Origin of the sequence: Zunongwangia sp. SCSIO 43204 (assembly GCF_019904275.1) — a bacterium.
Classification (GTDB): domain Bacteria; phylum Bacteroidota; class Bacteroidia; order Flavobacteriales; family Flavobacteriaceae; genus Zunongwangia; species Zunongwangia mangrovi.
Genome location: NZ_CP063204.1, coordinates 1,967,631 through 1,994,629, shown reverse-complemented (window position 1 = coordinate 1,994,629; position 26,999 = coordinate 1,967,631). Strand labels below are relative to the sequence as shown.

Genomic DNA, 26,999 nt, shown 5'->3' with positions numbered 1-26,999 from the left:
GGCTAAATATAAGGGAGAAATTGGCGCAAATCAACTACCAGAAAAAAGATTTACAATTACTGGATCTGTCGCCACTGGCGCGCATAACTAGGCGCCATACTATTCAGTTTTTGCACTAAACCACGTTCACCAACATCTGGACCACCGGTAAAAATATTAATGATCTCGCCAGACTTTGCGTCAAAAAACACTCTTAATAATAACGAATTTCGGCGTACAGAGTTCATTTCTCGTAGTTCTTCAAGTGCTGCAGCGATCGATTGCTTTCCTTCAGCAATATCACCGTGCATCACATCCAGACCTTCACGATGATACGTGTAAAGCGCATCACGATATCCTTGAAATGAATTAGAAAGAAGATCTGCGTTAAGTCTAAATCTTGATCTTGTATTCCCACTAGGCTGCCAACCGGCGTTATTACTTTGTTGGGCGACTGTGACAATTTGTTTAGCTTCTTCGAAGAAAGGCGTTCCTCCATTTTGCTGAAACGAATCGGCATCTAATCCTAAAATGGTGTACACGTAAAAACTTACAACTGAAACTAAATTAGAACTAAAAGTATTTTGATTATAATTTAAAGGCTGATATTCCCTGTAAGAGAAGTTGAAATCGTCGTCATTGTAATTTAAAACAGGCGTTACCATATCAGATCCAAAAACCGGTCTCGAAGATTGCACCTGGATACTTGCCGCGAAGTTCTCGCCATCTAGTTCACTAACGGTAATAAAAATACTGCAGTTAATACGTTGCTCTGGGGGTAATTCTCTACCTGTCCAACTTGTGCTATTAATGAATTCCTGAAGCGAATTCTTTAGAGTTTTAAAAACACTAAGATTAGTCTGCCCGGTTTGTTCAGCATTAATTTGAACATCGCAATTAAGCTCCTGTGCTTGTAGTTTGAAGCAAAAAAGTACAAGTAATATTGCGATTATTCTATTCATTGAAGAGTTCGATTATTTCGTTAAGGATGTCTACCGCAACTTCAGATTTTGGTTTTAAACCAAAAGTTTTTACTTCATCCTGAAAAACAAAACTTACTTTGTTAGTATCATTCTTAAATCCTGCTCCTTTATCCTGAAGCGAATTAAGTACAACAAAATCTAGATTCTTTTTTAGAAGCTTTGCTTTTGCATTTTCCAGCTCATTATTAGTTTCTAAAGCAAAACCAATTAATTTTTGATGCTGCTTACGCTCTCCTAAAGAACGCAAAATATCCTGAGTTTTGGTAAGCCGTATTGTTAAAGTCTCATCGGCTTTTTTAATTTTTTGGTCGGCTACACTTTCTGGCTTATAATCTGCTACCGCTGCGGCAGCGATCACAACATCTGCTGCTTCAAAGTTTGCCATGGCGGCATCATACATGTCCTGCGTGCTCACCACCTTGACTAGATCGATATGATCTTCAGCAATTTGCAAATGAGTGGGACCAGATATTAAAGTAACCTCAGCGCCAAGATCTGCGGCTGCTTTGGCAATCTCGTATCCCATTTTACCACTACTGTGATTACCAATAAAACGTACAGGATCTATGGCCTCGTAAGTTGGCCCCGCAGTGATCATGACTCGCTTTCCTTTTAGGGGTAAAGAAGCAGATAAATGATCTTCTAAAAACTGAAATATCTCTTCAGTCTCGGCCATTCTGCCTTCACCACTTAAACCACTGGCAAGTTCTCCTGTGCCGGCAGGGATCATAAAATTTCCGTAGTTTTTTAAAGTTTCAAAGCTATTTTTAGTGGAAGGATGTTTATACATATCCAAATCCATTGCCGGTGCAAAGAAAACCGGGCATTTAGCCGAAACATAAGTAGCCAGTAAAAAGTTATCACTATTACCGGTTGCCATTTTAGAAAGTGTATTGGCCGTTGCCGGGGCTATAAGCATAAGATCTGCCCATAAGCCAAGTTCTACATGATTGTTCCAAACTTCATCTTCGTCTTCAGTAAAAGAAGAATATACTTCGTTTTTGGACAGGGTAGAAAGAGTAAGCGGAGTAATAAAATCTTTTGCAGCCGGCGTCATCACCACACGGACTTCGGCGCCGGCCTTAATGAAAAGTCGGACTAACGAGGCGGTTTTATAGGCAGCAATACCGCCGGTAATACCCAAAAGTATTTTTTTGCCTCGTAGTACAGACATATGCTATAGATCTATTAAAATCTTTTTAGATTGAATCTTCAGATTCTTTGGTATTACGATAATATATCTTATCGCTTAACCACTCTTCTACTGCTAACGCATGTGGTTTAGGAAGTCTTTCGTAAAACTTAGAAACTTCGATTTGCTCCTTGTTTTCAAAGATTTCGTCTAAACTGTCGTTATAAGTAGCAAACTCGTCTAGCTTTTCAAGTAACTCTTTTTTGATCTCGGTATTGATCTGGTTAGCTCTTTTAGCGATAATTGAAATTGCCTCATAAATATTATCTGTAGGCGCATCAATTTGATTCTTGTCGAGCGTAGTCGTGTTTACCGCTGCTTCAGTTTTTTTAATATCCATTTTCCTTAAACTAATTAAAAGTTTTCAACCTTGCTTGTATATCCTGGTATGCTTCGTTTACATTGGCGATGTATTCACCTTCTGGGTAACTTTTCTTGTACGCCTGGTAATACTCCTCTGCTTCCTGTAAACGCTCTTGCATTAAATTCCTGTAACTGTTTATTGCATAAGAATAAGCTGCATCAAATCTTAGGTAAAACGCTTCTTCGCGATATGGCGTACCTGGATAATCTGCTATAAAATTATTGAAAGATGTAATTGCCGCAGTAAAGTTTCCTTCACGGTAATTCCCTCCAATTCTCCAATATTGTTTTGCAATTTCAAATGCTTTTTTCTCTAATTTTAATCGAAGCTCGGTCGCCATTAAGTTGGCTTCCTCTGCATATTCTCCTTCAGGATATCTGTTAAGATAACTTTGTAAAGCTTCGATCGCTTTATTGGTATCTGTTTGATCCAGATCGTAACGAGGAGATTCTTCAAAATAACTTTTAGCCGATTTAAAAGAAGCTTCCTCTACTTTATCACTGTTAGGATATGATTGTACAAATCTTTCGAATTCGAAACTAGACAAATAATAATCACCCACCTGATAGTAAGAATCTGCAAAAAGATAACTTAATTTTTCTCCTTGAGGCTTCCCACGATACTGTGGTAAAATTTGTTCGAAAAGCCGAATCGCTTTTCTAAATTTTCGATTACTATCTTCGGCTTTGGCTTCGTTATAAAGGTTTTCTGCAAAGGTGTATTTCTCACCTGCATTTTCACTTTTTAACATCTTTTGGTAGTCCCCACAGGACTGTAGTACAAAAAGTAAACCTAATAAAAGTAATCCTTTTTTCATCATTTGTAAAAACATCTTGCAAAAGTACAGTTTTTGGAATTATAAAAAAAACTTTCCGCTCGTACAAGAATAACAGCAAAAGCCTTTATTTATTATACCTAAGCGATGTTTATTTTTTCTGCGGAAAAAATTTATTCTCGCTAAAACTAAAAAAAGCTGCCCAAAAGCAGCTTTTACTAATCAAAATTATAAATTCTGAAGCTACTTTTTAAACAACTTCAGTCTGAAATTTATTTACAAAATCTCCAATTTTAGCTTGTAATCCTTCCGAAGCATTAACTAATGGAAGTCTCACATTCTTAGAACAGATTCCTTTTTTCTCTAATAAAGATTTAATTCCTACCGGATTTCCCTCAGCAAAAATAAGGTCTATAGAAGGTGCTATTCTATAATGTAATTGATAAGCTTCTTTGGCATTACCTTCTAATCCCAATTTCACCATTTGTGAAAATTCTGCCGGAAATCCCTGTCCAATTACAGAAATTACTCCAGCTCCACCAGCAAGCGTCATTGGTAAAGTGATCATATCATCTCCAGAGATCACCTTAAAATCTTTAGGTACAAGGCTAATTAATTTCATGGCCTGCACAATATCTCCTGCGGCTTCTTTTACTCCAATTACATTATCACATTCTTTCGCAATCCTGGCAATTGTTTCTGGCAAAATATTAGAACTTGTTCTACCCGGCACATTGTATAAAATAATAGGAAGCGGTGAAGCTTCTGCTACCAGTTTAAAATGCTGAAAGATCCCTTCCTGAGATGGTTTATTATAGTAAGGAGAAACCGATAATACTGCCTGAAAAGCTGAAAGATCTGTAGTTTTTAACTGCTCTACAACAGCCATAGTATTATTACCTCCTATTCCTAAAACCAAAGGAAGACGATTACTGTTTGTCTTTACGATACAATCGATCACCTGCTCCTTCTCCTGTTTATTAAGCGTAGAATATTCTCCTGTAGTTCCTAAAACCACAAGATAATTGATACCATTAGCAATCTGGTCTTCTACCAATCGCTCTAAAGCTTCAAAATCTATGCTTAGATCATTTTTAAACGGAGTTACCAAAGCTACTCCCGTGCCTACAAACGCGCTCATTTATCGTATTTGTTTTAGTATTTTTAAGTATTTCAAGATTTCCTGTTGGTACAATGCAACATCTTCTGTCTCGACCGTAAGATCTGCAAATGGACTTTCTTTTTTATGATCGATCTTTAAAGCTGATTTTACACATTTATAGACCAGATTTTTTAGTTTGTTATCGTTTTTAGAAAAAGAGATAAAAACATCGAATTTCGACTTAAGAAAATCCTTTACATCTTCATTTTGGATATTTCCGCCCGCTTTTATTTCTGAAGGGGCAAAGAAAATCGCTCGTTCATCTTCTACAGAAGCTGGTTTTGCAGTACAAACAAGAACTTTAAAATCGCTTTTCGCAATTTTTAACTGCTGCTGAAGTTGTAAAAGTAGCTTTACCTCTTCGAAAGCTTCAGCGGTAGTTACCAAGCCCACTTTCGTGATAAATTTCTCATTTTTTTCAGCGATAACTTCCGAATTTTGTTTCGAAAGCTTCTTTTCAGCTAAAAAATATTTAAAATTCTTAAACACTGCGGTGATATTGGCCAGCAAATGTAAATAATTTCTCATAAAATTTTCCTAGCGAGAAGCCTTCAATCTTAAGCTGAGTTTTCATATTTAACAGGTTTGTTTTTTTTGTTACAATAATTACACAATATTGGCTTTACTTTAATTTCTTCTGAAGAAATAGCGCCTACGTTTGTAATCTACGTACCTTTGCAAAGCAATTAAGTTACTATGAAAAAAGTTATTAAACAGATTCCCCTCATCTTTTGCTTTTTAAGTCTTATTTCCTGCAAATTTGATTCAGAAGTTTCCCAAAAAACTATTGAAGGCAAAGAAATCCCAATAGACAGTACAATTACTGGCGATCCTGAAATTGAAGAATTTATCACTCCTTTTAAAGAGCACCTAAACAAAACATTGGATAGCACTTTGGCCTACAATCCAAGCGTTTTAAGCAAAGGCGAAAAAGGTATGAATACCGGCATTGGTAATTTAATGGCCGATATTGTGATGGAACAGGCTAATCCTGTTTTTAAAAGTCGCACCGGAAATTCTATAGATTTTGTATTGCTTAATTACGGCGGAATTAGAGCCGAATTAAACAAAGGCGCAATTACCACTCGCGATGCTTACAACATGATGCCTTTTGAAAATCAAATCGTGGTGACTGAATTAAGCGGAGAAAAAGTGATGGAACTGCTTACTTATCTTGAAAAAGGAAAATCGGCACACCCGGTTAGTGGCATCAACATAAAAATGGATAAAGATTTTAAAGTAACCAGCGCCAACATTAACGGAAAATCGATAAATCCAGAGCAAAATTATTTTGTAGCTACATCAGATTATTTGCAGCAAGGCGGCGATAGCATGTACTTTTTTAGTGATCCGGTTAATTTATATGATATCGATTATAAACTTAGAAATGCGATTATCGATTATTTCCATAAGATCGATACGATAAAAGCAAAACAAGACGACAGATTTATTAAAGAATAGCTTAGCCTTATTGAGGATTACAAGCAAACTCTTAACCTGAATTGGTTCCCCATGAAAAGAAGAAATTTTATTCAGCAAACATCAGCAGCTTCAGCATTTGTAGGATTAGGCGGATTATCTTCGCTTAGTTTTTCTGAAGCTCCTAAACATATTACCATTTTGCACACCAACGATGTGCACAGCCATATTGAAGCTTTTGGCCCAGATCATCACCGTAATCCAAATATGGGCGGCGTTGCCAAAAGAGCCGTACTTATAGAAAAGATTAGAAAAGAAAATCCTAACACGCTTTTGTTAGATGCTGGAGATATTTTTCAGGGTACACCTTATTTTAATTTTTACGGCGGCGAATTAGAATTCAAATTAATGAGCAAACTAAAGTATGATGCTTCAACTTTAGGAAATCATGATTTTGATAACGGAATTGATGGTTTGTACGCACAACTTCCTCATGCCGACTTCGATTTTTTAATCTCGAATTACGATTTCAGCAATACCATTATGGACGGCCACACCAAGCCCTACAAAGTTTTTACGAAAAACGGAGTTAGAATTGGGGTTTTTGGCGTTGGGATTGAACTAAAAGGTTTGGTAAACGACAAACTTTATAAGGAAACAAAATATCTTGATCCTATCGAAATGGCGACAGATATGAGCAACACCTTAAAAAACGAAGAAAACTGCGATCTTGTAATTTGTCTTTCTCATTTAGGGTATAAATACGACAGCGAAAAAGTAGATGATCATAAATTAGCCTCAAAAACCGAGAATATCGACCTTATTATTGGTGGCCACACGCATACTTTTTTAGATGAGCCATCAATCGTAAAAAACAAAGCCGATAAAAATGTGATGATTAACCAGGTTGGTTGCTACGGACTTTACCTTGGCCGAGTTGATTTTCACTTAAACGGAAGCAAAGCTATTGCCGGTAATGGTAAAAGTGTAGAAATATAAAAAAACAGGCATGTATTTTGTGCTCGTTTTTTAATCAATCAAAAAGCGAACATGAAACATCATCACTACTTTCTATTTTTTCTGTTCCTTGTCGTAATACCGCAACAAATCTTCTCCCAAAATATCGAGCCGGTTTTAGGTTTAGACGGAAGCATTTTTATTCAGGTAGACCGCATCATTATTAATACAGAAGGAAAAATCGCTTATCTGGATCTTATTGAAGATATTCCCGTTGGTCTAAGCCTAGAACAAGAACCTGTATTTATTCTTGAAGAAAAACGAAGTTATCTTCAGCTTCAGCAAAATTTGCCCAAAAGCCTTTGGAATGATTTTCAATTAAACTTTAATAACGAGATCAGTTATTTTAACGGTTATTCGGTCGATTATAATCTTCAAAATCTCATTAATAAAATAGGAAATATTCAGATTGAATACAATTTAAAAGATAAGATCGATAAAATTGGAAAATATGCGATTTCTTATGGTTTTCATGGAAAAATTGAGAAAGTAGGAAACTTAAAAATTGACTACAACTTCAGAAATTTTATAGATAAAATCGGAAATAAGAGGATCTACTACAATTTTAAAAATCAAATCAATAAGATTGGCAACACCAAAATTGCATACGATTTAAAGGGCAGAATCGATAAAATAGGCTCTAAAAATATCGAATATAGCCTTAATAATCGCGTAGAAGAAATTGGCGATTTAAATATTGAATACGACGCTATGGGAAGAATCTCTAAGATTGGCGATCGATATTTTCGTAGCTCATATCACTCCAAATAACTTAATTCCAGTTTTAAAATTTGATTTAAAAACCATCTAATTTTGAGAATATCTTAGACATCGATTTTTGATCGATGGCATTCATATCAATCAGCTTTAGCGATTTTAACATCTCAGCAGAATTGGTTTTGTATTTTTTAAAATGCGGAGTTTCTAAATGAGACTTATAAGCTGTTTCATTTTTATAAATTTCTAAAATCTGAATGATCTCTGGACGTTCCTGTTGAAACATAGGGTAAATTGCAATTACTCCATCCTCCAAACGCACTGAAGCTTCAGCCTCTTCCTGTAGTAAATCAAGATAGTCTTGCTGAAAATCCAAATCAATCTCAATCTCGGCAATTCTGATGATAAGCTTGTCTGAATCGATCGTTGTATTTTTATTCTTCTTTCCGCAGTTAAAAAGAACGAAGAACAAAAGAAAAAAGAATACTCGTGATATGATGGTCGTTTTATTTCTCATGATATTTTATATCGAAATACAAACATAAAAAAACCGCATAATTCTGGAGAATTATACGGTTTTGAGTTATCAATAAAGTGAACGATATGGTACAGAACTCGAACCAATTAATAGATGATTTAAAGCTTTTAGCTGATATACTGGCTGCTTAAAAAAATTCAAATCACTTATTTATCAATGGTTAAAGAGGTCGTTTTGGGGCAATTGCATCTTTATTGCCCCTTTAGAGGTGATTTTGCCCCTTTATTGCCCCTTTGGAGAATATAGTAGGTTCCCTTTCCGGTGGAACCTATTTTGGTTATAAAATTCCTATCAACAAGCATTTGTAAATCATAAGACACCATCCTCTTGGAGATTTCAAAAAGTTCTTGGTATTGTTTATTATTAATCCGACCATTATCTTTTATAAATAACAAAGCTTTAATATGTCGAGATTCAAGATTGTATGTTTTCAGAATTTCTTCTGTATAAATATCTTTTAGAAAAATAACACTTACTCCACCTTGATCTTCCTCAATAATCGGTTCGGGCAATCCTGCCTCTTTACAGGTATCTATGATTTTATTTATCCCTCGCCCCCAGGATTCAATATAACCAGCTTTAAAAAATGCATTGGCTATATTTCGATTTCGGGGATAGGATGAATGTTCTTGTTTTAGTTTATCAATTGTCAATTCCTCTGGTAAAGTTCCCGGATTCCATAAATGTAATCGGTCATCGTACACTCGAAGAAAGGTATATGTACTGGAATAATCCTTATGAATAATAGCATTCAATATTGCTTCTCTTAATGCCGTTTCTGGATATTCCAACGGTTCCATACGCTCCAATCCCTTATAGGAAATAGGTCTAACCAAATATTTTGTTTTAAGGATTTCGATTACCTTATCAGCCATCTCAAAAATATTGGTTTCAACGATGTCCTGAAACAAAAGATCATGGCTGGACTTTCCAAATCGCCCAATCTTGAAACTGGCCGTTACCGAAACATTAATTAGGTTTTTCCCAAATAATAAAACAGCGGCATTTGTTAACTGACCTTGTTCTGTAAGAAGTCCGAGGTTTTTGAATAGGTTTTTTTTACCAATGTTTAGTGTATTTGGAGGAATACGATCTTTCTCAATTGCCTTAATAATAAATGCTTGAATGCTATTACCATTAAGGTCGGAAAAGGTTATTCCATCAACAGCCATATCCTCCCATTTCTTTCCCATTTTATTGAGCAACAGGTTTTGTAAAGCAATTCCTTTAAGTTCTTGTTTGGTGCTTCCGCTTCGGTAGTGATAAACTCCATGATAAGCAATTGGTACATTACTAATCGGAACAATAATTTCAAGATAATTTTTTCCTTCATCCGCATGCAGATTCACATCAACCACAAGTCCTAAATGGTTAACAGACTTGTTTGGAATGTCTTCCATCAGCTTTTTATAATTATCTACACCGGTAATATTTCCATTGTCATCAATGCCAATGTAAATATGCCCGCCTTTTGCATTGGCAAATCCACAAATCCATTTCAGGTATTCATCTCTCCAAGTCTGCTTATATTCTATATTTTGAGTTTCTTCTTGCTCCATTTTCGCTCTGCATTTTCTCAAATACAAAGCTACTTAATATGTATTTTTCTATCCCAGTCGAAATATGGTGAGGATATAATCCTCCATTTCCGGGTTTTCCCTTGACTCTTGTTAAATTTGACTTGAGGTGTTTAATAGCAATCTTTATCAATGCTTAATTTCTTTGCCTAACCAAACTCCATATTTCCTCCACTGCTCGTAGAAAATTATCCATTCACTAATCCATGGAATCATTTTGAAAAGCGGAATAATCTGAAATGCAGGTTTATCGATAACCGGATGATATAAACACAAGGAAAGGTCTCCGTATAAATGAATTTCATTATTATATTTAATTCTCTTGTCATCAACGTATATCCTATCATATCTATGGCTGTGAAATGGAGAATATGAGAGTAAAATGTTATATTTTTTGTTCCCAATTCTCAACAAACCTTTACCTATTAAAGACTTTGACTTACAATTTATGGTAAGATCTAACCAATCAAAATGTTTTTCTACAAGCAGTTTTTGAATATGAAGAAAGGTATACCAATTCTTTCGGTTCATTTTTTCAATACTCTCCCCCAAAATTGTGATGAGCTCCATTTTTTACGCCTGTACTTGTATTAATATTTCCTTTAGAATTTGTGTAAGCAGTACCTCCAATAATTAATCCACTTGATTTTGCAAGAGGATTATTGGTTGATTTAGAAAACATCTTAAACTGATCATTAAGGGATTTCTTATATATACCCTCTCCAAACAGCTCTATATAATCATCTTTACCAGTTTCAAATGAGATTTTTAGGTTTTGCCACTTTTTATAAAAATCACTTATAAAGTTGTAGAAACTCTCATAGTGTTTACTACTCCAAGAATCAGTAAAGTCTTCCTCAGAATTTACAGGATTAAATACTTTGAACCTATGTCCTTTATTAACAGCTTCAATATAATTTGTCTTTATTCGTAATACGATATTGTCAATTGCTTCGAAAATAGAGTTTTCAGCCTGATATAACTGTGCAGTAAGTGTTGTAATAACGATACTGGAAACTTTATAATCCCTATCTTGAAAATAGATGTCACGGTATCTTTTTAATAACTGAACTGCTCTTTGCAAAGGTGTTTTCAGGTATAGTTCCTTCGGTAATTCCTCTGTTTCTACCTGAGCTTTTAATAGAATATCTGCATACTGCCTCAACATAGGTTCCTTGGCTGTACTAGCGATATTTAAAAACCATCCGGAGAATCCTTTAGGGTTTCCTGAGGACCAATTTTTAAGAGCTTTTTCAGGAATTTTAATCATTTCCTTTTCGAAAAGATTTGGCATACATGCGGGGAGTATGTCCATGTGAAAATCGCTCTTGTAATTCAAACGAATACATCTTTTTTTCTTCTCCATTATGGATTTATAATAATTATTCTTTTCAAGAGCCTTCACAAGAGCATTATATATTTGCTCGGGGGTATGGTTATAATATGGATCGTAGATATGAAGTACCACATCCAAATCAAAATCTTCATCATTAATGGGACGTACCGTCGTGCCGATTCTTTTGGAGCCTTGGGCATACACTTCGATAATAAGTCCTTCAAAAAAATCTTCATCATTTTTTAAAAGTTCTGCCACTGTATTGTAAGCTGACTCCATTCGATCAAGCCTAGTCTTGTCTAATTGTAATTCTTGGGCAATTCGAGCCAAAAGCTCTTCTCTTTGTAGAGCGTAGTTTTCAAAAATATCTATCATAACTAAAAATCTTTGTTAATTATTAATTTTGTGTGTTTTCCGACACGGGCAATCTGTTTGTTATCCTTCATAAACCTGAGTTGTTCTATATCATCACAACTTACTATTGCATATCCTTTGGATAGATCGTTTTCTTGTTTAGAAAGTTCGATAAGTACCTTTTTTTGTTCTTCATTCGGTAATAGTTCAAAAATATCATACGTCAGGATTTCATAGCAACTGAAGTAATCACTCCATGTAAGGCTTTTTGAGTATCTCCTTATATGCTTATGGTTGAAATGTTGAAAAATATGAGGGTCAAGAATACCTGTATCCAAAACCTCTTCCTTAAATTCCCGTCGAGGATCTGTTTCCCTTTCCCTATCTGTTTCAAACCAGTTCAGCACATCAATTACGTTTTTCCCTTTGACTGTAAAACGTAAATCCGAAGAACTTTTTTCATCCACATCAAGTCCATTTTTGGAATTGTCGGGTTTAAACCTCCATTTATTGAACAAACTATCGTCACCATACCTTTTGTAAGCTCCACCTACAGGTTGCAATTGATTTTCAATCCTGCGGTTTAAAACCAATAGATATTTGTTTGTTCCAGGTATTTGTATTTTGTACAGACCGCTCATTGAGAAACGAATGTCTTTATTTTTATATTTTCCAAATTTCGTTTTGAAAAATACATTTAAATGATTGCGGTTTTCCCATGCTATGGTCGCTCCTTTTGTAAGGAGAGGCTTGAATAATGCTATAACTGTTGTAAAAATAGTTGCCATAGGCTCTAGAGTTTAATTTTTTAAATAAAGGGGGCTTACCCCCCTTTCCGTTTTACGAGTGAGTAACAACAACTATTTTTCTTTGCGTACCCCTTTGAAAGGTTTGTTGTCCGAGGTCTTAACATCCATGAATCTACCTGTATTAGCATCTCGTTTAATCCATGAATCTATTTTCGGATTGTATGTTTGAGAGCGATCTCTAACAGCACCTTTCCTTGCATTGTCTTTAGGTGGATTTGTAGCCATATTTTTACGAATTATATTAAACTTAGACCTTTTACTTACTGGCATAAAGGCTTTGCCATGAAAATTAATGCTTCATAAGTATAAAGTCAAAAGCGTGACATAATAATATATTTTGTAATTTGTCACGGAATTTTATTATGCTTTATGTAAATGTCAATAGAAGAAATTGAAAATATTTTGCTCGTTATTTCAGACAAAGACTACGATGAAGATTCTGCTATTGCAAGTTTTACAGATCTGTATCGTGGTTATAGTAAGTTCTTGAATTCAGTTGTTTCTAGAGCTTTAAAAGACAGAGGGGTATATGATGAAGAAATATTAAACACTGTAATCAGTAACACATTTTATAAATTGTATGAAAACCCCTTACTTTTTTCTTTTAGAAAGGAAGCAGAGGATGACAAAGGGTTCAAAGCCTGGTTGTCAAAAGTTGCTAAAAATGAATTAAAACGCTTATTTAATGAGTATTACAAAGATACGATTCCTTTAGAAGTACTAAATGTAGAACCAGCCATAGAAAGTGATGATTTGCCTGAAGAAATTTTTAGAAATGTTAACTTTAAAGTCCTTGATGATGCATTACAAATATTATCAGAAAGGGACAGACATATACTCCTAACCTTATATCTGTATTATGAAGAAGGTAAAAATACACCATCAGACGTTTTAAAGATGTTGTGCAAGATGTATGATACGACACCCGTGAATATTAGGAAAATTAAAGAGCGAAGTGAAAAAAAGATCGTGGATTACTTTACAAAGAATACTCAATTAAAACCCTTGAAATATGTCAAATAGAAAAAAAATAATCGATTTATTTCAGTCTAAGGGATTACTTTTTCCAGAAACAGAGAAAGAAGTAGAAGAATTCGAATTATTTAATACTCCTGATAAAGAAGAACCGACTGATTGGGATGCCCCTGAAAAAATACTAAAGCGAGGCTTGCAAAACCTGACAGAAATTCAGACGGATACCGAAAATTCTTTAAATAATGAAATTGAAGAATTACGAATGGTGGCTAGAAAAGGTAATAATCTTCCACAGCATATTATAGATAAAATGAAGGCAAAGCACAACAAGGATGATAAATAATACATCCTTACAATATATTAAAGACCTTGCCGAGTATATTGCATTTCAATACCAAGAAAAAATAACACCAGTAAATCAAATAGCTAAAGATATAGGGTTAGAACTATTTTATGATGCATATGAAAAGGGAACATTTGATGGAATGACTGTTTATGCCGACAACTGTTTTTATATTCACTTAAATACAGACAATGGTAACAGGGAAAACACTGAAAGGGGCAGATTTACTCTGGCTCATGAACTCGGACATTATTTTATTGATACTCATAGAATTGGTCTAAAAAAAGGAATTTTAGAGCCCCATCCTTCTTTAGTTAATAAAAAGCAATTCAACTCGATTGAAAGGGAAGCTGATTATTTTGCGTCATGCCTTCTAATGCCTGAATCAAGATTCAAACAGGACATTTTCAAGAAAAAATTCAATTTTCAATTAATTGATAGTTTATGTTCTCAATACAAAGTAAGTAGAACTGCTTGTGCGTTTCGCTTTGCCCAAATAGGTAATCACCCCATAATGATTATATATGCAGAGAGAGGAGTTGTCAAATGGAAGCTAGAAAGTGATGATTTCCCTTATAAATGGTTGCTCAACGATCGGACCGTTCCGACAAATACGGTTATGGGAGAATACTTCTTGCAATCAAATACACAAGATATCTATAAAACAGAACAGGTTTGGGCGATGGACTGGTTCAATTATGTGAAAGATAGAGACACCGAAAGATCTTTTTATGAACATTGCATTCCCTACAAAGACAAAGCTTTGAGTATAATATGGGAAGATTAGGTCGTTATTTTAAAATTGCACCGTATTCCTCCCAAGCTTTTAATTGTAATTTTTTTTGATCATAAAAGCAAGTGCAGGACTGAATGAATTGTAGTGCAACGGAAATGAATGAAGGACTTCTCTTGCTGTGCGTTGCAGGAAGTGGGTGATTGTAGTAAGTGAGGTACGAGCGAATGAAAAGAACCTACTGGAAGCAAATGGCTGTACGGTGGGGAATCACCAAATGCTTCCATTCATTATTAGTTCAATACACTATCTAAATAAAGTTGATTGTTTACTAAAGCTTCCTCTAAAATTGATTTATAGTAATTATTACCAAATACAGCTTTATCTTCATTAATTTTCGTCAAGACAAGTTGTTTGATTTGGTTTTCATCAAGAAGATGACTACTTGCAGATATTAGGTTTGTCAACTCTGATATAATTTTGTGGCTCTCTTTTTTAAATCTTTGAGGTAAGTGTAAACGTGAATAGTGATTCTCTAATAATTCAAAAAAATCAGGATTTATATTATTAACGTTCCGTAATTCAAAAGTTGGCTGTATGTTATTTGCAGTGATAACCAAATCAACAAATAAATACTGGTCACTTGGTAAAATGTCCGTATAAAGATTTAGGAAAATAGTCTTGTTATTTTCTTTCCAATTTTCATTTTTATGGCTATTACAAGTTGTACACGCAGGTAATAAATTCTTTGGGTTGACTGAAAATTCAGGAAATTCATCTTTAGGAACAATATGGTCTAAGGAACCAACTGGCGCAATAGTGCAATATTGACAAGTGTTCATAGCTCTGTTATCTAAAACCGTCGTAATGCTATTTTTTAATTGTACTAAACGTGAATTACCTGAAGTATATAGTTTTAATAAATCCGCTTTATCTTGATTTACATACCCATTTGAAATCAAACTAACGTGATTATTTGCATTATGAGCCGTATCATAATTACCATAAAGTACTTTAATATTGGGGGTAAGTAAATTTATTCTTTGTTTATAATCAGGGTCTTTTTGAGAATTTCTTTTTGAAGCTATAACCTCATCTAAGAAATCCGATGTGCTACCATTGAATACATTAAGATTTCTCATCAATTATGCTTTTTAAATAGATTCTCGTATTAAGGCTTAATGGGATGTTTTCAGATGAGATTAACGATACTATTTCATCATAAGATTTACCTGATTCAACTAAACGATTTAATATCTTTTTGTATTGATTAGGAATACTATTGTTCCCAAAAATATCTTCGGTAATTACTGTCAAGTTTTCACCAAATGTTTCTGAAATCGGCTTTCTAACACTTAAAATGGACTCTTCTCTATCCATTATATAAACATTGCTTGAAAGGAGTTCTCTAACTATAAGTGGAGAGTGTGTCGCTAAGATACAATAAGATTGAAATTCATTAGTGAGGTTATATATCGCATTTATTAATTGAGATATCGCATTGGGATGCAGATGTGTCTCTGGCTCATCATATATAACTAATGAAGCATAACGAATATTAGCTACAATCTCTGTAATTATATACAAGAGAATACTTTGACCAGAACTAAGCTTCTTACTAACCGTATTAAAGCCTTTTATATCAACTGTGTATTCCCAAGAACCTTCTTTTTCAACTATAAATTCATTAATAAGTTCTTGATCTAAAAAGAAAGGAAGTAGATTAAGCCACTTGTCAAATCTTTTATTAGTTGCTATTTTTTTCCAAGAACTATGAAATCTTAATTTTAGTCCTTTTTCACTATAAAGTTCCCCTTTGGAATCCTTTAAGCCACAGTAAACATAATTAAAATCCGCAGTTTTTTTAGGAACATCAAATGAGTCAAATGCGCTATAAGATACCGCTATAACCTTACTAAACAATGGCGTTTTTGGAGTAAAAACATTATCATTCTTCTTCGAAATATCAATTGGTAACGAGGTGATTAATTGAGTTTTTCCTGTTCCATTTTTACCAATTAAAGCAAAAATTCTACTTGGAATAGCCCTATTTGCATCAAAATCAAAATGAACATCTATTGGTTCATCGGCAAATTTAGGTTTGAACGAATACTGAAAACTATAAAGGTTTTTAAGGTTGTAATCATAAAGACGGTACTTTACTTCACGTAATAACTGCTCTTGCTCATCATACCGTATTAAAGAATTTCTAAAATAATAGTGGTTTTCAAACTCTTCTAAAATATCGGGAAATATTGCAGCATCCTTTAATGCCCAAAAAATACTGTCGTAAGTCTTATCAAATATTGATTTTAAATTTTCATAATAGCTATACTCCTGACCGAGAGAACAAAAATTTTCATTTAAAACAGTAAAGCTCTCATTTAAAATATCAGGGGTATTCTCTGCTTCTTGATGAATAATTTTTACAGAGCCTATTTTTAGGCATTCATCACTATTTGGATAAAAATACAAATAGTAAGTTGACCTATTACTATAATCATTCCAACCGCTATTATTTGCTAAAACAAAACAGGGGAATAAATTTGGAGCTTTGTGGGTACTTTTATAATCATAAAATCCATCAGGGTTATTATCAACGAAAAATGGAATTTTATTTTCAATTATTGTAGAAGGTACTGCATTCTTTATGTCTATTTCCTTAACAACATAAACTGGTAATCCTTCTTCATTATATGATTCAAGAGAATAGGTTAAATTTTCCTTTTCTAAATATGGATTAATTAAAAGATAATATCTTGTAATATCATCTTCATTACGTCTAATATCAGGGTTAATAACCTTATTTAAAAAGCTTGTAAATATCTCAGGGTCATCTACTATATTGAACCTATCAGTAAGAACATACTCGTATTCCCAATCATAATTATTGACTAAATGTTGAAAAGCATCATCATATGCATTTGAAAAACGGTTATCTTCTGACGGAAGAGATTTTAAATCAAGCATCTCATCCAAAAACTTAATAATATTTATATCATCCTGAGGTTCTCCAAATAAATCCTGCTCAGACAGAAGCATTCTTAAGATATCTAACTTTATTTTTTTTGAAAGTTTATTCATATTGTAGTTTGGTTTTCATACAAACCAAGCTTATAATTATATTTATAATATCAGTTTAACTTTAAGTATCTATTCTGAAATAAAATAGAGTAAAGAATACTAAACAGCCTCTACTTGTTCTTCAAATGCTTGTTCAATCAATTCCATTATGTAGTCTAAATCACTAAGATTTTCTAATCCTACTTCAACATCTCCATTACCCCATCTACCTAAACCTGATACATCTTTACAAATACCTTTCGGGTCTTTGATACGGTCAAATTCAGTGTTCAATGAAAGGCGTAATCTTTTCTTTTGAGGAACTACATCAACGAAATTTGTTTGTGCTTTAAATGCTATGTATAGCTTTTTAAATTCTACTCTTACAGAAGCATCTAAATTTAAAACTCGTTTTTCAAGATTCTTGTACAATTCCAACATATCACCTTGTAAATGGTCATAATGTTCAATGTTATAAACCGCTTGTTCTTTAGTAGTTTCAGGCTCTTTGTAAAGCTCTAATCTATCATTAGACAATTTAGGCTTTTGCCATACTGTACAGGCTCTTTCAGCTAATTTGGAAGCTCTTTTAAGAATAGCATCTTCATTCCAAGTTGTAGCTTCCCTTACTGAGGAATTTAAAAACAAAGGACTTGTATCAAAACCACCTTCTATTGATTTCTTATCAGCAAATAGTCTATCTGATAATTCTGAATTATATCCGGTTAACGACAGATTACCCAACGAATGCAGATATTTGTCTTTTACTCTTTCCCAATTCTCTCCAAGTTCTTGTTTCCATTGTGGAGATACATTTGGGTTCTGAGGTAAAATGTGTTCTATTGTATAGTTTTCAGCATTAACCAATTCTTTTCTTTTCCAGTTTTCAAGTGATTCCAGTAAATAATTTCTTGACCTAAAATTATAAACATCTTTAACCTGTAATTCCTTGGTAAATTCAGCATCCGAAGGAAAACGTCTGTAACCATCCATTAACAAGAATGCAGCTTTAACTGATTCTAAATAGGTCTCTCTTTTTATTCGTTTGTAAAGAGTAGCAAAGGTTTTATTGAGGCTGTTTGTTGGAATACCGCAAATTGCTCTTCTAAACACATAGTTTGAAACTAAAGAGATGATTTCAATAAATTCATCTTTATTTATTTGTTCTTCCTCAAAATCACCATATACAGCCAATAAGAAAGGATATGATGTATCTATTTTAAGCTTTGTTATCTCTTTTAATTTCTTAGCTATATCGATGTCTTGTTCCTTTAATAGTGCTATACGGACATAGAATTTTGAATATCTGTGTAAACTCTTAATTGCATCTTCAATAGACTTAAAGCCATTTTTAGAATTTAAGAAGCGTTTATAGGTCTCATAAACAAGATTGATTTTAGGAATTGATGATTCCTTCATTGTAAGATAATCACGGATAAACCAAGCAAGAGCACCAATATTCTCACCAAAGCTTTGTTCCATTGGATACCAATATTTTTCATAGAGTACATCTTGGAGTTCTAAAGTCTGCCCCATTAAAATGTAATTACGTATCAAATCGGCTTGTGATAAGTCTAAACCTGTAGAGTTCAAACTCTCAAAAATTAGCTGAGGGTTGTCTTTGTCTCTTTCAAGTATAACGTCAACTATAATCAACTTTTTGATACCGTGATAAATGGCCTGAACATTTTCAGAGTGAAACTTACCTTTAAAGAATTGATAGTTTTCCAATACTCTTTTACTGTATTCTCCTTCAATATCAATTTCATCAATGAGTTTTGTAAATGTGGTTTTGTCTTTACGAGTTAATAGCAACTTAAACTTAGAGTCATCCTTTCTATGCTTATTCACTAAGTAAGTTTCTTGTATCTCTTCCCAAGTCTCATCTTCTAACGAAACATCTTCGTGTTCCTTCAAATAATGAATTAAAGCAAGAAGCATTAAAGAAACAGTAGTTAGCCTTTGTTGACCATCTATTACAAGCAATTCAGGTACACTGGTAATTGGAGAGTTACCTGGTTTAAAATAAACTATTGAGCCAATGAAATGAGAAAGCTCTGTAGCATCATTACCAACTCTTAAAATATCATCAAACAATTGCTGACATTGCTTTATTTGCCAAGAGTAGGTTCTTTGGTAAATTGGTATTGTAAACTGTTTCTTGCCGTCTAATAAGCTTAATAGTTGTGCTTGTGTTGCTTCCATATACTTTTAATTCTTTATCATTATAAAAACCAAAGGTTATCTTTTCCATCTATAAAATTTTACTGTTACTTGTTAATATATTAAAACAGTGATTTTGCATAATGGTATAAGGCTTTTATTTATTCACATTCGAGCTGTTTTGATTGTTTTGTTGATTCCATATTTTATCAAATACGAAGTCTAAATATTGACGTTTAAAGTCAGGGTCGTCAGTAAATTTCTTGTACAAGTCTGTATACTGAAATATCACATCTTGCATTAAATCTTCAACTTTCTTATCGGAAGTGATTTTTGCATTTTGTTTATCACTATTCTTTACTGCATTAACTGTATCTTCATCACGAGCAAAGTCTGCTGGTAATTGCTCAAACAAAAAGTTTTTCACCTTATCGTCATCTGTCCAATTATCAATACCAAACTTTGTATTAAAGTCGTTTATAATAGCATCTAATTCATTAAATCCAAGTTCACCCTTTATACCTTTCATTACAGGCGGTGTAGGGTCTAATTCCTCTTCTCCCTTTAATTTAATATCTTCTTGTGTAGTACGAGTAAGTCTATAGCTATCTAAATCTATAGCTTCTAAAATTCCCTTAGCTAAATCTTCAATTTCTTCAGGTTTTATTTTGGGTATCAAAAATTTTAAAAACCAATATAATCGTTCCCAATAAGCATTATTAAATGATAACAACTTTGAGAGAAAAGCATAGGTTCTAAAAAAGGATTTTGCTTTTACATAAAAATCAATTTGAGCATCTTCTCCTAATTCATTTTTAAACTCTGCTACGCACTTATCAATAATAGGGTCTAACTCTTGTCTATCGGCTTCTTTAAAGTATAAATCTGTAAAATTTACAACATCATCTTGAGAGTACACTTGTGCATTATCTAAAGCATCTTGCAAATCGTTTAGCTTATTGGCATCTGTTTCTTCACTAAGTACTGTTGTAGTGTAAAATGGCTCAAAAGCCTTTTTAATATCTTCTGTAGTGTTAAAAAAGTCCATTACAAAAGTATCTTCCTTGTAAGGCTTGTAGGCTCTGTTTAATCTCGATAAGGTTTGAACCGCTTGTACATCTGCTAATTTTTTATCTACATACATTGTATGTAATAAAGGTTGGTCAAAACCTGTTTGAAATTTATTGGCTACTATTAAAAAGCGGTATTCTTTCTTCTTGAACTCGTTTGGTATATCATTACTTGGAAATCCGTTTAATTTGGCTTCATCCATTTCTACACCATCTATTTCTTTAGTACCTGAAAATGCTACTATTGCTTTGTATGGTGAATTAATTTCTTTTAGATATTCCTTAAACGCTTGATAGTAGAGGATGGCATTTTTTATACTTTTACAAACGACCATAGCTTTAGCCTGACCATTTATTTGCCTTCTTATATCGGAGTGGAAATGGTCTAACATAATTTTAGACTTTTCCATTATGGAAAATGGATGACTTTCTACATAGGCTCTTAATTTTTTATTAGCCTGTCGTGTTTCAAACTCTGGATTATCTTCTACCGCTTTATCTAATTTGTAGTAAGATTGGTATGTTGTATAGTTTTTAAGCACATCAAGAATAAACTCTTCCTCAATAGCTTGTTTCATTGTATAATTATCAAAAGCCTTAAATTTTCCTTCTGTATTTTGTGTACCAAAGGTTTCTAAGGTTTTGTTTTTGGGTGTGGCTGTAAACGCAAAATAGCTACCATTTTTTAGCATTTTGCGGTTTTCTATCAATTCGTTGATAAGGTCTTCAGAAGTTGGTGGTTCTTGTTCTTCTCCGTAAGGGGTTTCTTTTTCTGATAGTACCCAATTCATTTTACTTGCCGTTTCACCACTTTGGCTGCTATGAGCTTCATCAATAATAATCGCAAACTTTTTAGCTTGTAAGGTTCCTATTTCATCCATAATGAAAGGGAATTTTTGAACCGTTGTTACGATGATTTTTTTACCATCTTCTAAAGCCTGTTTTAATTGACGGCTTCCTTTGTCTATGGCTTCAACTACGCTACTAACCTGAGCAAATTGTTTGATATTGTCTCTAATTTGTTTATCTAAAACCCTGCGGTCTGTAACAACAATAACACTATCAAATACCGTTTCTGTATTCGTGGTATCGTGCAAGCTCACTAATTGGTGGGCTAACCAAGTAATAGAATTGGATTTACCAGAACCTGCTGAATGTTGTATTAGGTATTTTTGCCCAACACCATTTTCTTTGGCGTGATGCAATAATTTTTTAACTGCTCTTAACTGGTGGTATCTTGGGAAAATTAATTTGCGTTTTACCTTTCCTGTATCTTCATCTTTTTCTTCTACGATTTGAGCATAATTTTCTAAGATGTTACTAAAACTGTCTTTTGTTAGAATATCTTTCCAGAGGTAATCTGTTTTTAAACCTTGCTCGTTTATAGGGTTTCCTGCTCCGTCATTGTTGCCTTTATTGAATGGCAAAAAGAATGTTTTGGTACTGTTCAGGTGCGTAGTCATATACACCAAATCTGCATCTACTGCAAAGTGAACCATACATCTACCAAATGCGAATAAAGGTTCTTTAGGGTCTCTATCTGTTTGGTATTGGCGAATGGCATTTTTTACATTTTGCCCTGTCCATTGGTTCTTTAACTCAAAAGTACTTACAGGCAAACCGTTTATAAATATTACCATATCTAAAGAGTTGCTATTTTCTTTACTGTAATAGAGTTGCCTCGTTACCGAAAAGATATTGCCGTTGTAGAGCTTTTGAGCCTTATCGTTTAAGTGTGAGGTTGGTTTTTTATAGTAGAGTTGTACTCTTAAATCTAAATCTTTAACACCATTGCGAAGTATTTCTATAATGCCTTTTTGACGAATTTGGTCGGTTAATCGTTTTATGAACTTGTGTTCCCCTCTTTTTAGGATGGTTTCATAGGCACTGGGTTGGGTATCTGCTAAAAATTGAAACAACAATTTTTTATTAATGCAAAGGTCTCTATCGTAATCTGCACTATAACTTGGCTTATATCCATTATGGTCTATCAAATGTTTTTCTATGATAGTTTCTAAGCCTTTTTCTGATGTATCGGATGTATGCATAGTTATATATAGCTGTCTTTTTATTTTAATTGTTTTTCCATAAAGGCTCTTCTTGCCAATTTAAAAGGTTGCCCTTACCATCTGAGGGAATCCCCATATACTTAATAGGTACATTGGGATATTTATTAAATAAATCGATTAATTTTTCTTTCAACCGATTGTTTGGATTTACTCTTGTAAGGAAATATTTGAGTAAGGATAAAAAATAGAACATCCTTTTATTATGGTTATTAAAATCTGCACTAACCCAATCTCCAACAGGTTTTAAAAGTCTTGTAGGTTCTACTGCCAAATCTTTGTTCCATAGTCGGGAGTGGTGTGCACAAATGTTTCTAACATAGGTAAGGGAATGCAACCAAGATGTAAATACCGTAGTATGCAAATCAAACTGTTGTGCTATTCTTTTTTTATCGTTTTTATCCTTTAGCCCTCTGTATATATGTGATAATTCGCCAATGGTTAATAATTCAAAACACATCCACGAAGGCGGGTTTGAAGGTTTGTTATACTGGTCTGTATAATGTTTTATGAATACCTCTGGTCGTCTTGCCGTTTTAGCTCTTGAAATGATGCTTTGAAAATCTGAAAAAGGGTCTACCAAATTGCCTATTTTATTGTAAAAAGGTTTGATGAAAAGCTGTTTATCGTCTTGCCAATGGCTGTTATTGTAGTGGGTAGCCATACAATAAATAAACTGTGTACGTATGGCAACTTCTATACGCTCAATACAATCGAAAACTAACAGTCTAAGTTCTCGGTCAAATGAATAGGTGTCTATAATTTGTTTAAAAGACGTATCGTCATCAAACCTATCTTTGGTTTGTTGATAGGGTAAAAAATAAGCACTTAGGCGGTAATAACTAATGTTGGCTAAGTATGCCAATGCTTTAGCATCATCATCTACCGTTAAATTACGGTCTTTAAGTTGCTGTAATTGGTCTTGAAAAGACTTTGGCGGCTTGTTGTAAGTACGTTTACTCATCCTACCAAAGATTTATAAAAGAAAAGACCCCCCAAGTGTGCTACCTTAGTAAGCCTGGAGGGTGTATTATCTTTGGTTATGTAACTTTCTGAAAATAAGACACGTTTACTGTTCTTTAGGGAAGTAGAACGTGTACCATTGGTGCAAATGTACGAATAAGTTGGGTTAAAAGCCAAACTTTTTAACAATTTTACGTTACTTATTAACAAAGCAACTGTTTGTAACGTGTTAAAAACAAGTGTTTTAATCCCTTTTTTAAGTTCGTTAATTTGGGGGGTTCCTTTGTAACCGTATATTTTCTTACTCGTACTCATTCTTACCTGTATACTTTTTTTGAGTTGTTTCCAAAAAGGAAAAAACTGGTTTATAGTTTATTCTCAACTGGTGCATTATTTGCACGTGTTGGTTTTATTTTATGGTTCAACTTCCCCAATACCGCTTCTGCTATCATAGCTTCTTTATACTCTTTTATAAGTTCTATTTCTTTTTGGGCTTTGGCTATGGCTTGGTCTATTTTTGCAGTTTCGGTTTTGAGGTGGGAAACGATTTGGGCTTGTTCTTTTTCATCTAAAACTACACTAACACTTAAAGCACTTAACGTTGTGGAATTGATTGCAGGATAACTTACTCCAAATGAATTTGTAATAACGTCACCAATAAATTTATTATCTCTTAAAACGAAATTTAAATATTCTGAATTAACTCCTTTTTTTGGTCTTAAAACCGCAAAACCAGTTGATACAACTAAATCTTCTTCTTCAAAATCTATTAGTGTGATAGCTTGTAAGTATGTCCTAACAGTTGAAATGATTACATCACCTTTTCTAACTATTCTTCTTGCTCTTGAAGGAGCATTTTTAAAACTTAAAGATTGAATTTCAGTAATACTTCCATCAGATTTAACATTACCTATATCAATATACTTTAACTGATAACCACTATCTGTTTTTTCCGAAAGAGCTTCATCATTTATTGTGACTAAATTTTTAACTCTAACTCTTTCTCCTTTGGTAACTGCTTTATTGATTACCGCTTGTCGTTGCTCTTTTAACAACTCTATAAAGGTTTGCTTCTTTTTAATGAAGTGTTTTATTTTTTTGGATTGTTCTTTTATGTAGGTTACAATTTGGTCTTGCTCTGCTTTGGGTGGTACAGGAGCAGGAATGCTAAAAAACTTATCGGAATATAAACGTAATCTACTATCAATAATGCCAAAAGACTTTTTTCTAAACTCCGCTTTCATTATTGCCGTAGAGAATAAGTACCCAAAATAATTAGGGTTGTTATTGCCTTTAATGCGGTACACGCAATAAGCAGGACTGGTAATGCCATTGTATTTAGAAATACCCAAACTACCATTCCAAGCCAACATAATGTTGCTTACCAAATCGTTTTCAGCTACTTTTTTATAACCTACCAAGGTTTTGGCATTACTTATAAAATCGGTTTCATTTTCAAGGCTATCTCTTTTTTTAGTAACCCCTGTATAATGAGAAACCGAGAGTAATTCTTCTGTACCTGTTTCGCTTCTTTCTTCTATTTCAGCAAAAATATTTTTGATACGCAACCTATTCCAATGCTTTGGAGTTTTGGCCAACCAAGTGGTTTTATATGTTTCTTGTACCATCATTTATGCTTCTACAATTTCTTTTAATAGGTGCTCTGTTTCTTCTTCAATCTTAAAAATATCGGCAGATATTTCTTCTAAAGCTCTTGGTGCTTTGTGTTTGTAGAAGTATTTGGCAAAGTTTATTTCGTAGCCTATTTTGGTTTCGTTCTTTTTATACCAAGCATCAGGCACAAAAGGCAATACTTCTTTTTCAAAAAAGGCATCTATATCTTCTTTTAACGGGATGTTTTCTTTGTCTTTAAGTGCGGTATCGCTTTTAGGTTTACCTTTTTTATCGGTAATTATTTTACCATCTTCATCACGCTTTGGACGGTGAACGGTTATTTGGCTGTAACCAAAATCTTCATTATCTAAAATGATACTGTGCTCGTTGTTTTCAAAATTTAAAAACAAGTCGGTAATGGTTCTAATATGGTCTTTGCTAAATTCTACCCGTTTTTTACCTAAAGGCTTTCGCATTTTGCGGTAAAATTGCTCACTGGTTACGCTAATGAGCTGGAGTTTGCATTTACGGTTTTCGTCTTTCTTATTGTTGAGGATAAAGATATAGGTAGGAATGCCTGTGTTGTAAAATAAGTCGTTGGGCAAAGCGATAATGGCTTCTAACAAGTCATTTTCAAAAAGATATTTGCGTATTTCTGTTTCTCCTTGTCCTGCATCACCTGTAAACAAAGCAGAACCGTTATGAATGGTAGCTGCTCTACTACCTAAAATACTGTTGTTTTTTAATTTAGATACAATGTTCATTACAAAGAGTAACTGCCCATCGTTTACTCTGGGAACGCCTACAGAAAAACGAGGGTCTATAATGTCTTTTTTGTCGAGGATAGCATCTTTATCTACCTTCCAAGTTTTCCCATACGGTGGGTTGCTTATCATAAAGTCGAACTGTAGATTTGGAAAACCATCTTTACTTAATGTAGAACCAAAAGCGATTTTCTCTGGGTCTTCATCTTTGATGAGCATATCTGCTTTACAAATGGCGTAGGTTTCAGGATTTACTTCTTGGCCGTATAAATGAAACGTAGCTTTGGGGTTTAGTTTTTTAGCAAAATGTTCTGCTTCGGTAAGCATACCACCCGAACCACAAGCAGGGTCGTAAATTAAATAGGTCCCGTCTTTAATTTTTCCTTTTAAAGGTTCAAAAATTAAGTGGGTCATTAAACGAATGATTTCCCTTGGCGTAAAGTGTTCTCCGGCTTCTTCATTGTTTTCTTCATTGAACTTTCGTATCAATTCTTCAAACACATACCCCATACCCAAATTGGTTAAACCTTCTATTACGATGTTACCATCTTTGTCTGTTACTGGGTTAGGGCTAAGGTTAATGGTACTGGAACAAAATTTTTCAATTAAAGGAAAGGTAATATTACCTTCTTCTAAAGTTTCTAATTGATTGCGAAGTTTGAACTTACTAATAATATCTTGTACATTATTACTAAAGCCATCTAAGTAGGTTTCTAAATTCTGACGGATATTACCTGGTTCGTTTAATAATCTTTTAAACGTATAGTTAGAAGTATTGTAAAACACATAACCGCTTGTTTTACGAAGTTGGGCCGATTGGTTATCAATCTTCATTTCGTTTAGCTTTTGGTGCATTTCCAGTACTTTGTCTTTAGTAGGCTCCAGAATGGCATCTAACCTTCTTAATACTGTAAATGGTAAAATTATATCTCTGTATTTACCTCTTGTATATACATCACGTAAAACGTCATCTGCAATACTCCAAATGAAATTTACGATAGCGTTATGTTGTGTTTCTGTCAT

At 33.7% G+C, this 26,999-nt stretch carries 24 protein-coding genes; 6 read left to right on the top strand and 18 right to left on the bottom strand.

Annotation, left to right across the window (positions count from 1 at the left end):
• Nucleotides 1-56: 56 nt before the first annotated feature.
• From INR75_RS08800 to INR75_RS08775, 6 genes are all read right to left on the bottom strand, one after another.
• Nucleotides 57-941, bottom strand: coding sequence for a DUF4835 family protein (locus INR75_RS08800; protein ID WP_223091599.1), 885 nt, complete (start codon nt 939-941; stop codon nt 57-59).
• The gene (coaBC, locus tag INR75_RS08795) at nt 934-2,136 is read right to left on the bottom strand and encodes a bifunctional phosphopantothenoylcysteine decarboxylase/phosphopantothenate--cysteine ligase CoaBC (RefSeq protein ID WP_223091598.1); all 1,203 of its coding nucleotides are present in this window, start codon (nt 2,134-2,136) and stop codon (nt 934-936) included. Before coaBC ends, INR75_RS08800 begins: the two co-directional genes overlap by 8 nt.
• 25 nt (nt 2,137-2,161) lie before the next feature.
• Nucleotides 2,162-2,494, bottom strand: a complete 333-nt coding sequence (locus tag INR75_RS08790; protein ID WP_092540462.1) for a DNA-directed RNA polymerase subunit omega — start codon at nt 2,492-2,494, stop codon at nt 2,162-2,164.
• A gap of 10 nt (nt 2,495-2,504) precedes the next feature.
• The gene (locus INR75_RS08785) at nt 2,505-3,338 is read right to left on the bottom strand and encodes an outer membrane protein assembly factor BamD (protein WP_245758583.1); all 834 of its coding nucleotides are present in this window, start codon (nt 3,336-3,338) and stop codon (nt 2,505-2,507) included.
• 205 nt (nt 3,339-3,543) lie between these two features.
• A complete protein-coding gene (gene dapA, locus INR75_RS08780; protein WP_223091597.1) occupies nt 3,544-4,434 on the bottom strand; it encodes a 4-hydroxy-tetrahydrodipicolinate synthase in 891 nt (296 codons plus the stop codon).
• Nucleotides 4,435-4,983: a hypothetical protein gene (locus INR75_RS08775; protein WP_223091596.1), complete on the bottom strand. Its 549-nt coding sequence runs from the start codon at nt 4,981-4,983 to the stop codon at nt 4,435-4,437.
• A gap of 168 nt (nt 4,984-5,151) precedes the next feature.
• On the opposite strand from INR75_RS08775, the gene INR75_RS08770 reads away from it, so the two are divergent.
• The 3 genes from INR75_RS08770 to INR75_RS08760 are packed head-to-tail and all read left to right on the top strand — an operon-like array spanning nt 5,152 to nt 7,662.
• Nucleotides 5,152-5,916, top strand: coding sequence for a 5'-nucleotidase C-terminal domain-containing protein (locus tag INR75_RS08770; protein ID WP_223091595.1), 765 nt, complete (start codon nt 5,152-5,154; stop codon nt 5,914-5,916).
• 51 nt (nt 5,917-5,967) lie between these two features.
• Nucleotides 5,968-6,873, top strand: a complete 906-nt coding sequence (locus INR75_RS08765) for a bifunctional UDP-sugar hydrolase/5'-nucleotidase (protein WP_223091594.1) — start codon at nt 5,968-5,970, stop codon at nt 6,871-6,873.
• Nucleotides 6,874-6,924: 51 nt separating this feature from the next.
• Complete coding sequence (locus INR75_RS08760) at nt 6,925-7,662, top strand: hypothetical protein (RefSeq protein ID WP_223091593.1); 738 nt, start codon at nt 6,925-6,927, stop codon at nt 7,660-7,662.
• Nucleotides 7,663-7,687: 25 nt separating this feature from the next.
• Here the strand turns inward: INR75_RS08760 and INR75_RS08755 are convergent, their stop codons facing one another.
• From INR75_RS08755 to INR75_RS08735, 5 genes are all read right to left on the bottom strand, one after another.
• A complete protein-coding gene (locus tag INR75_RS08755) occupies nt 7,688-8,125 on the bottom strand; it encodes a putative quinol monooxygenase (RefSeq protein ID WP_223091592.1) in 438 nt (145 codons plus the stop codon).
• 212 nt (nt 8,126-8,337) lie between these two features.
• Nucleotides 8,338-9,705 carry an ATP-binding protein gene (locus INR75_RS08750; protein ID WP_223091591.1) on the bottom strand — a complete coding sequence of 456 codons (1,368 nt, stop codon included), beginning with the start codon at nt 9,703-9,705 and terminating at the stop codon, nt 8,338-8,340.
• A 147-nt stretch (nt 9,706-9,852) separates the two neighbouring features.
• Entirely contained in the window at nt 9,853-10,254 is a 402-nt protein-coding gene (locus tag INR75_RS08745; protein WP_223091590.1) for a hypothetical protein, read from the bottom strand.
• A 4-nt stretch (nt 10,255-10,258) separates the two neighbouring features.
• Entirely contained in the window at nt 10,259-11,434 is a 1,176-nt protein-coding gene (locus INR75_RS08740) for a nucleotidyltransferase (RefSeq protein WP_223091589.1), read from the bottom strand.
• A 2-nt stretch (nt 11,435-11,436) separates the two neighbouring features.
• On the bottom strand, nt 11,437-12,201 hold the full coding sequence (locus tag INR75_RS08735) for a hypothetical protein (protein WP_223091588.1): 765 nt from the start codon (nt 12,199-12,201) through the stop codon (nt 11,437-11,439).
• A 396-nt stretch (nt 12,202-12,597) separates the two neighbouring features.
• Between INR75_RS08735 and INR75_RS08730 the strand changes: the two genes are divergently transcribed.
• From INR75_RS08730 to INR75_RS08720, 3 genes are read left to right on the top strand one after another with little or no spacing between them, the layout of a single operon-like run.
• Nucleotides 12,598-13,245, top strand: coding sequence for a sigma-70 family RNA polymerase sigma factor (locus INR75_RS08730; protein WP_223091587.1), 648 nt, complete (start codon nt 12,598-12,600; stop codon nt 13,243-13,245).
• The gene (locus tag INR75_RS08725; protein WP_223091586.1) at nt 13,235-13,540 is read left to right on the top strand and encodes a hypothetical protein; all 306 of its coding nucleotides are present in this window, start codon (nt 13,235-13,237) and stop codon (nt 13,538-13,540) included. Before INR75_RS08730 ends, INR75_RS08725 begins: the two co-directional genes overlap by 11 nt.
• A complete protein-coding gene (locus INR75_RS08720; RefSeq protein WP_223091585.1) occupies nt 13,530-14,327 on the top strand; it encodes an ImmA/IrrE family metallo-endopeptidase in 798 nt (265 codons plus the stop codon). Before INR75_RS08725 ends, INR75_RS08720 begins: the two co-directional genes overlap by 11 nt.
• A 239-nt stretch (nt 14,328-14,566) precedes the next feature.
• On the opposite strand, the gene INR75_RS08715 is transcribed toward INR75_RS08720, so the two are convergent.
• The 7 genes from INR75_RS08715 to INR75_RS08685 form a co-directional block, all read right to left on the bottom strand.
• Nucleotides 14,567-15,415 (bottom strand): HNH endonuclease, encoded by an 849-nt coding sequence (locus INR75_RS08715; RefSeq protein WP_223091584.1) that lies wholly within the window; start codon nt 15,413-15,415, stop codon nt 14,567-14,569.
• Nucleotides 15,402-17,357: an AAA family ATPase gene (locus tag INR75_RS08710; protein WP_223091583.1), complete on the bottom strand. Its 1,956-nt coding sequence runs from the start codon at nt 17,355-17,357 to the stop codon at nt 15,402-15,404. The genes INR75_RS08715 and INR75_RS08710 overlap by 14 nt, the downstream gene beginning before the upstream one ends.
• A 99-nt stretch (nt 17,358-17,456) precedes the next feature.
• On the bottom strand, nt 17,457-19,541 hold the full coding sequence (locus tag INR75_RS08705; RefSeq protein ID WP_223091582.1) for a DUF262 and DUF1524 domain-containing protein: 2,085 nt from the start codon (nt 19,539-19,541) through the stop codon (nt 17,457-17,459).
• Nucleotides 19,542-19,656: 115 nt separating this feature from the next.
• Entirely contained in the window at nt 19,657-22,617 is a 2,961-nt protein-coding gene (locus tag INR75_RS08700; RefSeq protein ID WP_223091581.1) for a type I restriction endonuclease subunit R, read from the bottom strand.
• Between the two features lie 25 nt (nt 22,618-22,642).
• A complete protein-coding gene (locus tag INR75_RS08695) occupies nt 22,643-23,599 on the bottom strand; it encodes an Abi family protein (RefSeq protein WP_223091580.1) in 957 nt (318 codons plus the stop codon).
• Between the two features lie 364 nt (nt 23,600-23,963).
• Complete coding sequence (locus tag INR75_RS08690; protein ID WP_223091579.1) at nt 23,964-25,229, bottom strand: restriction endonuclease subunit S; 1,266 nt, start codon at nt 25,227-25,229, stop codon at nt 23,964-23,966.
• Nucleotides 25,230-26,999: a class I SAM-dependent DNA methyltransferase gene (locus INR75_RS08685; RefSeq protein ID WP_223091578.1), complete on the bottom strand. Its 1,770-nt coding sequence runs from the start codon at nt 26,997-26,999 to the stop codon at nt 25,230-25,232. It lies immediately after the preceding gene.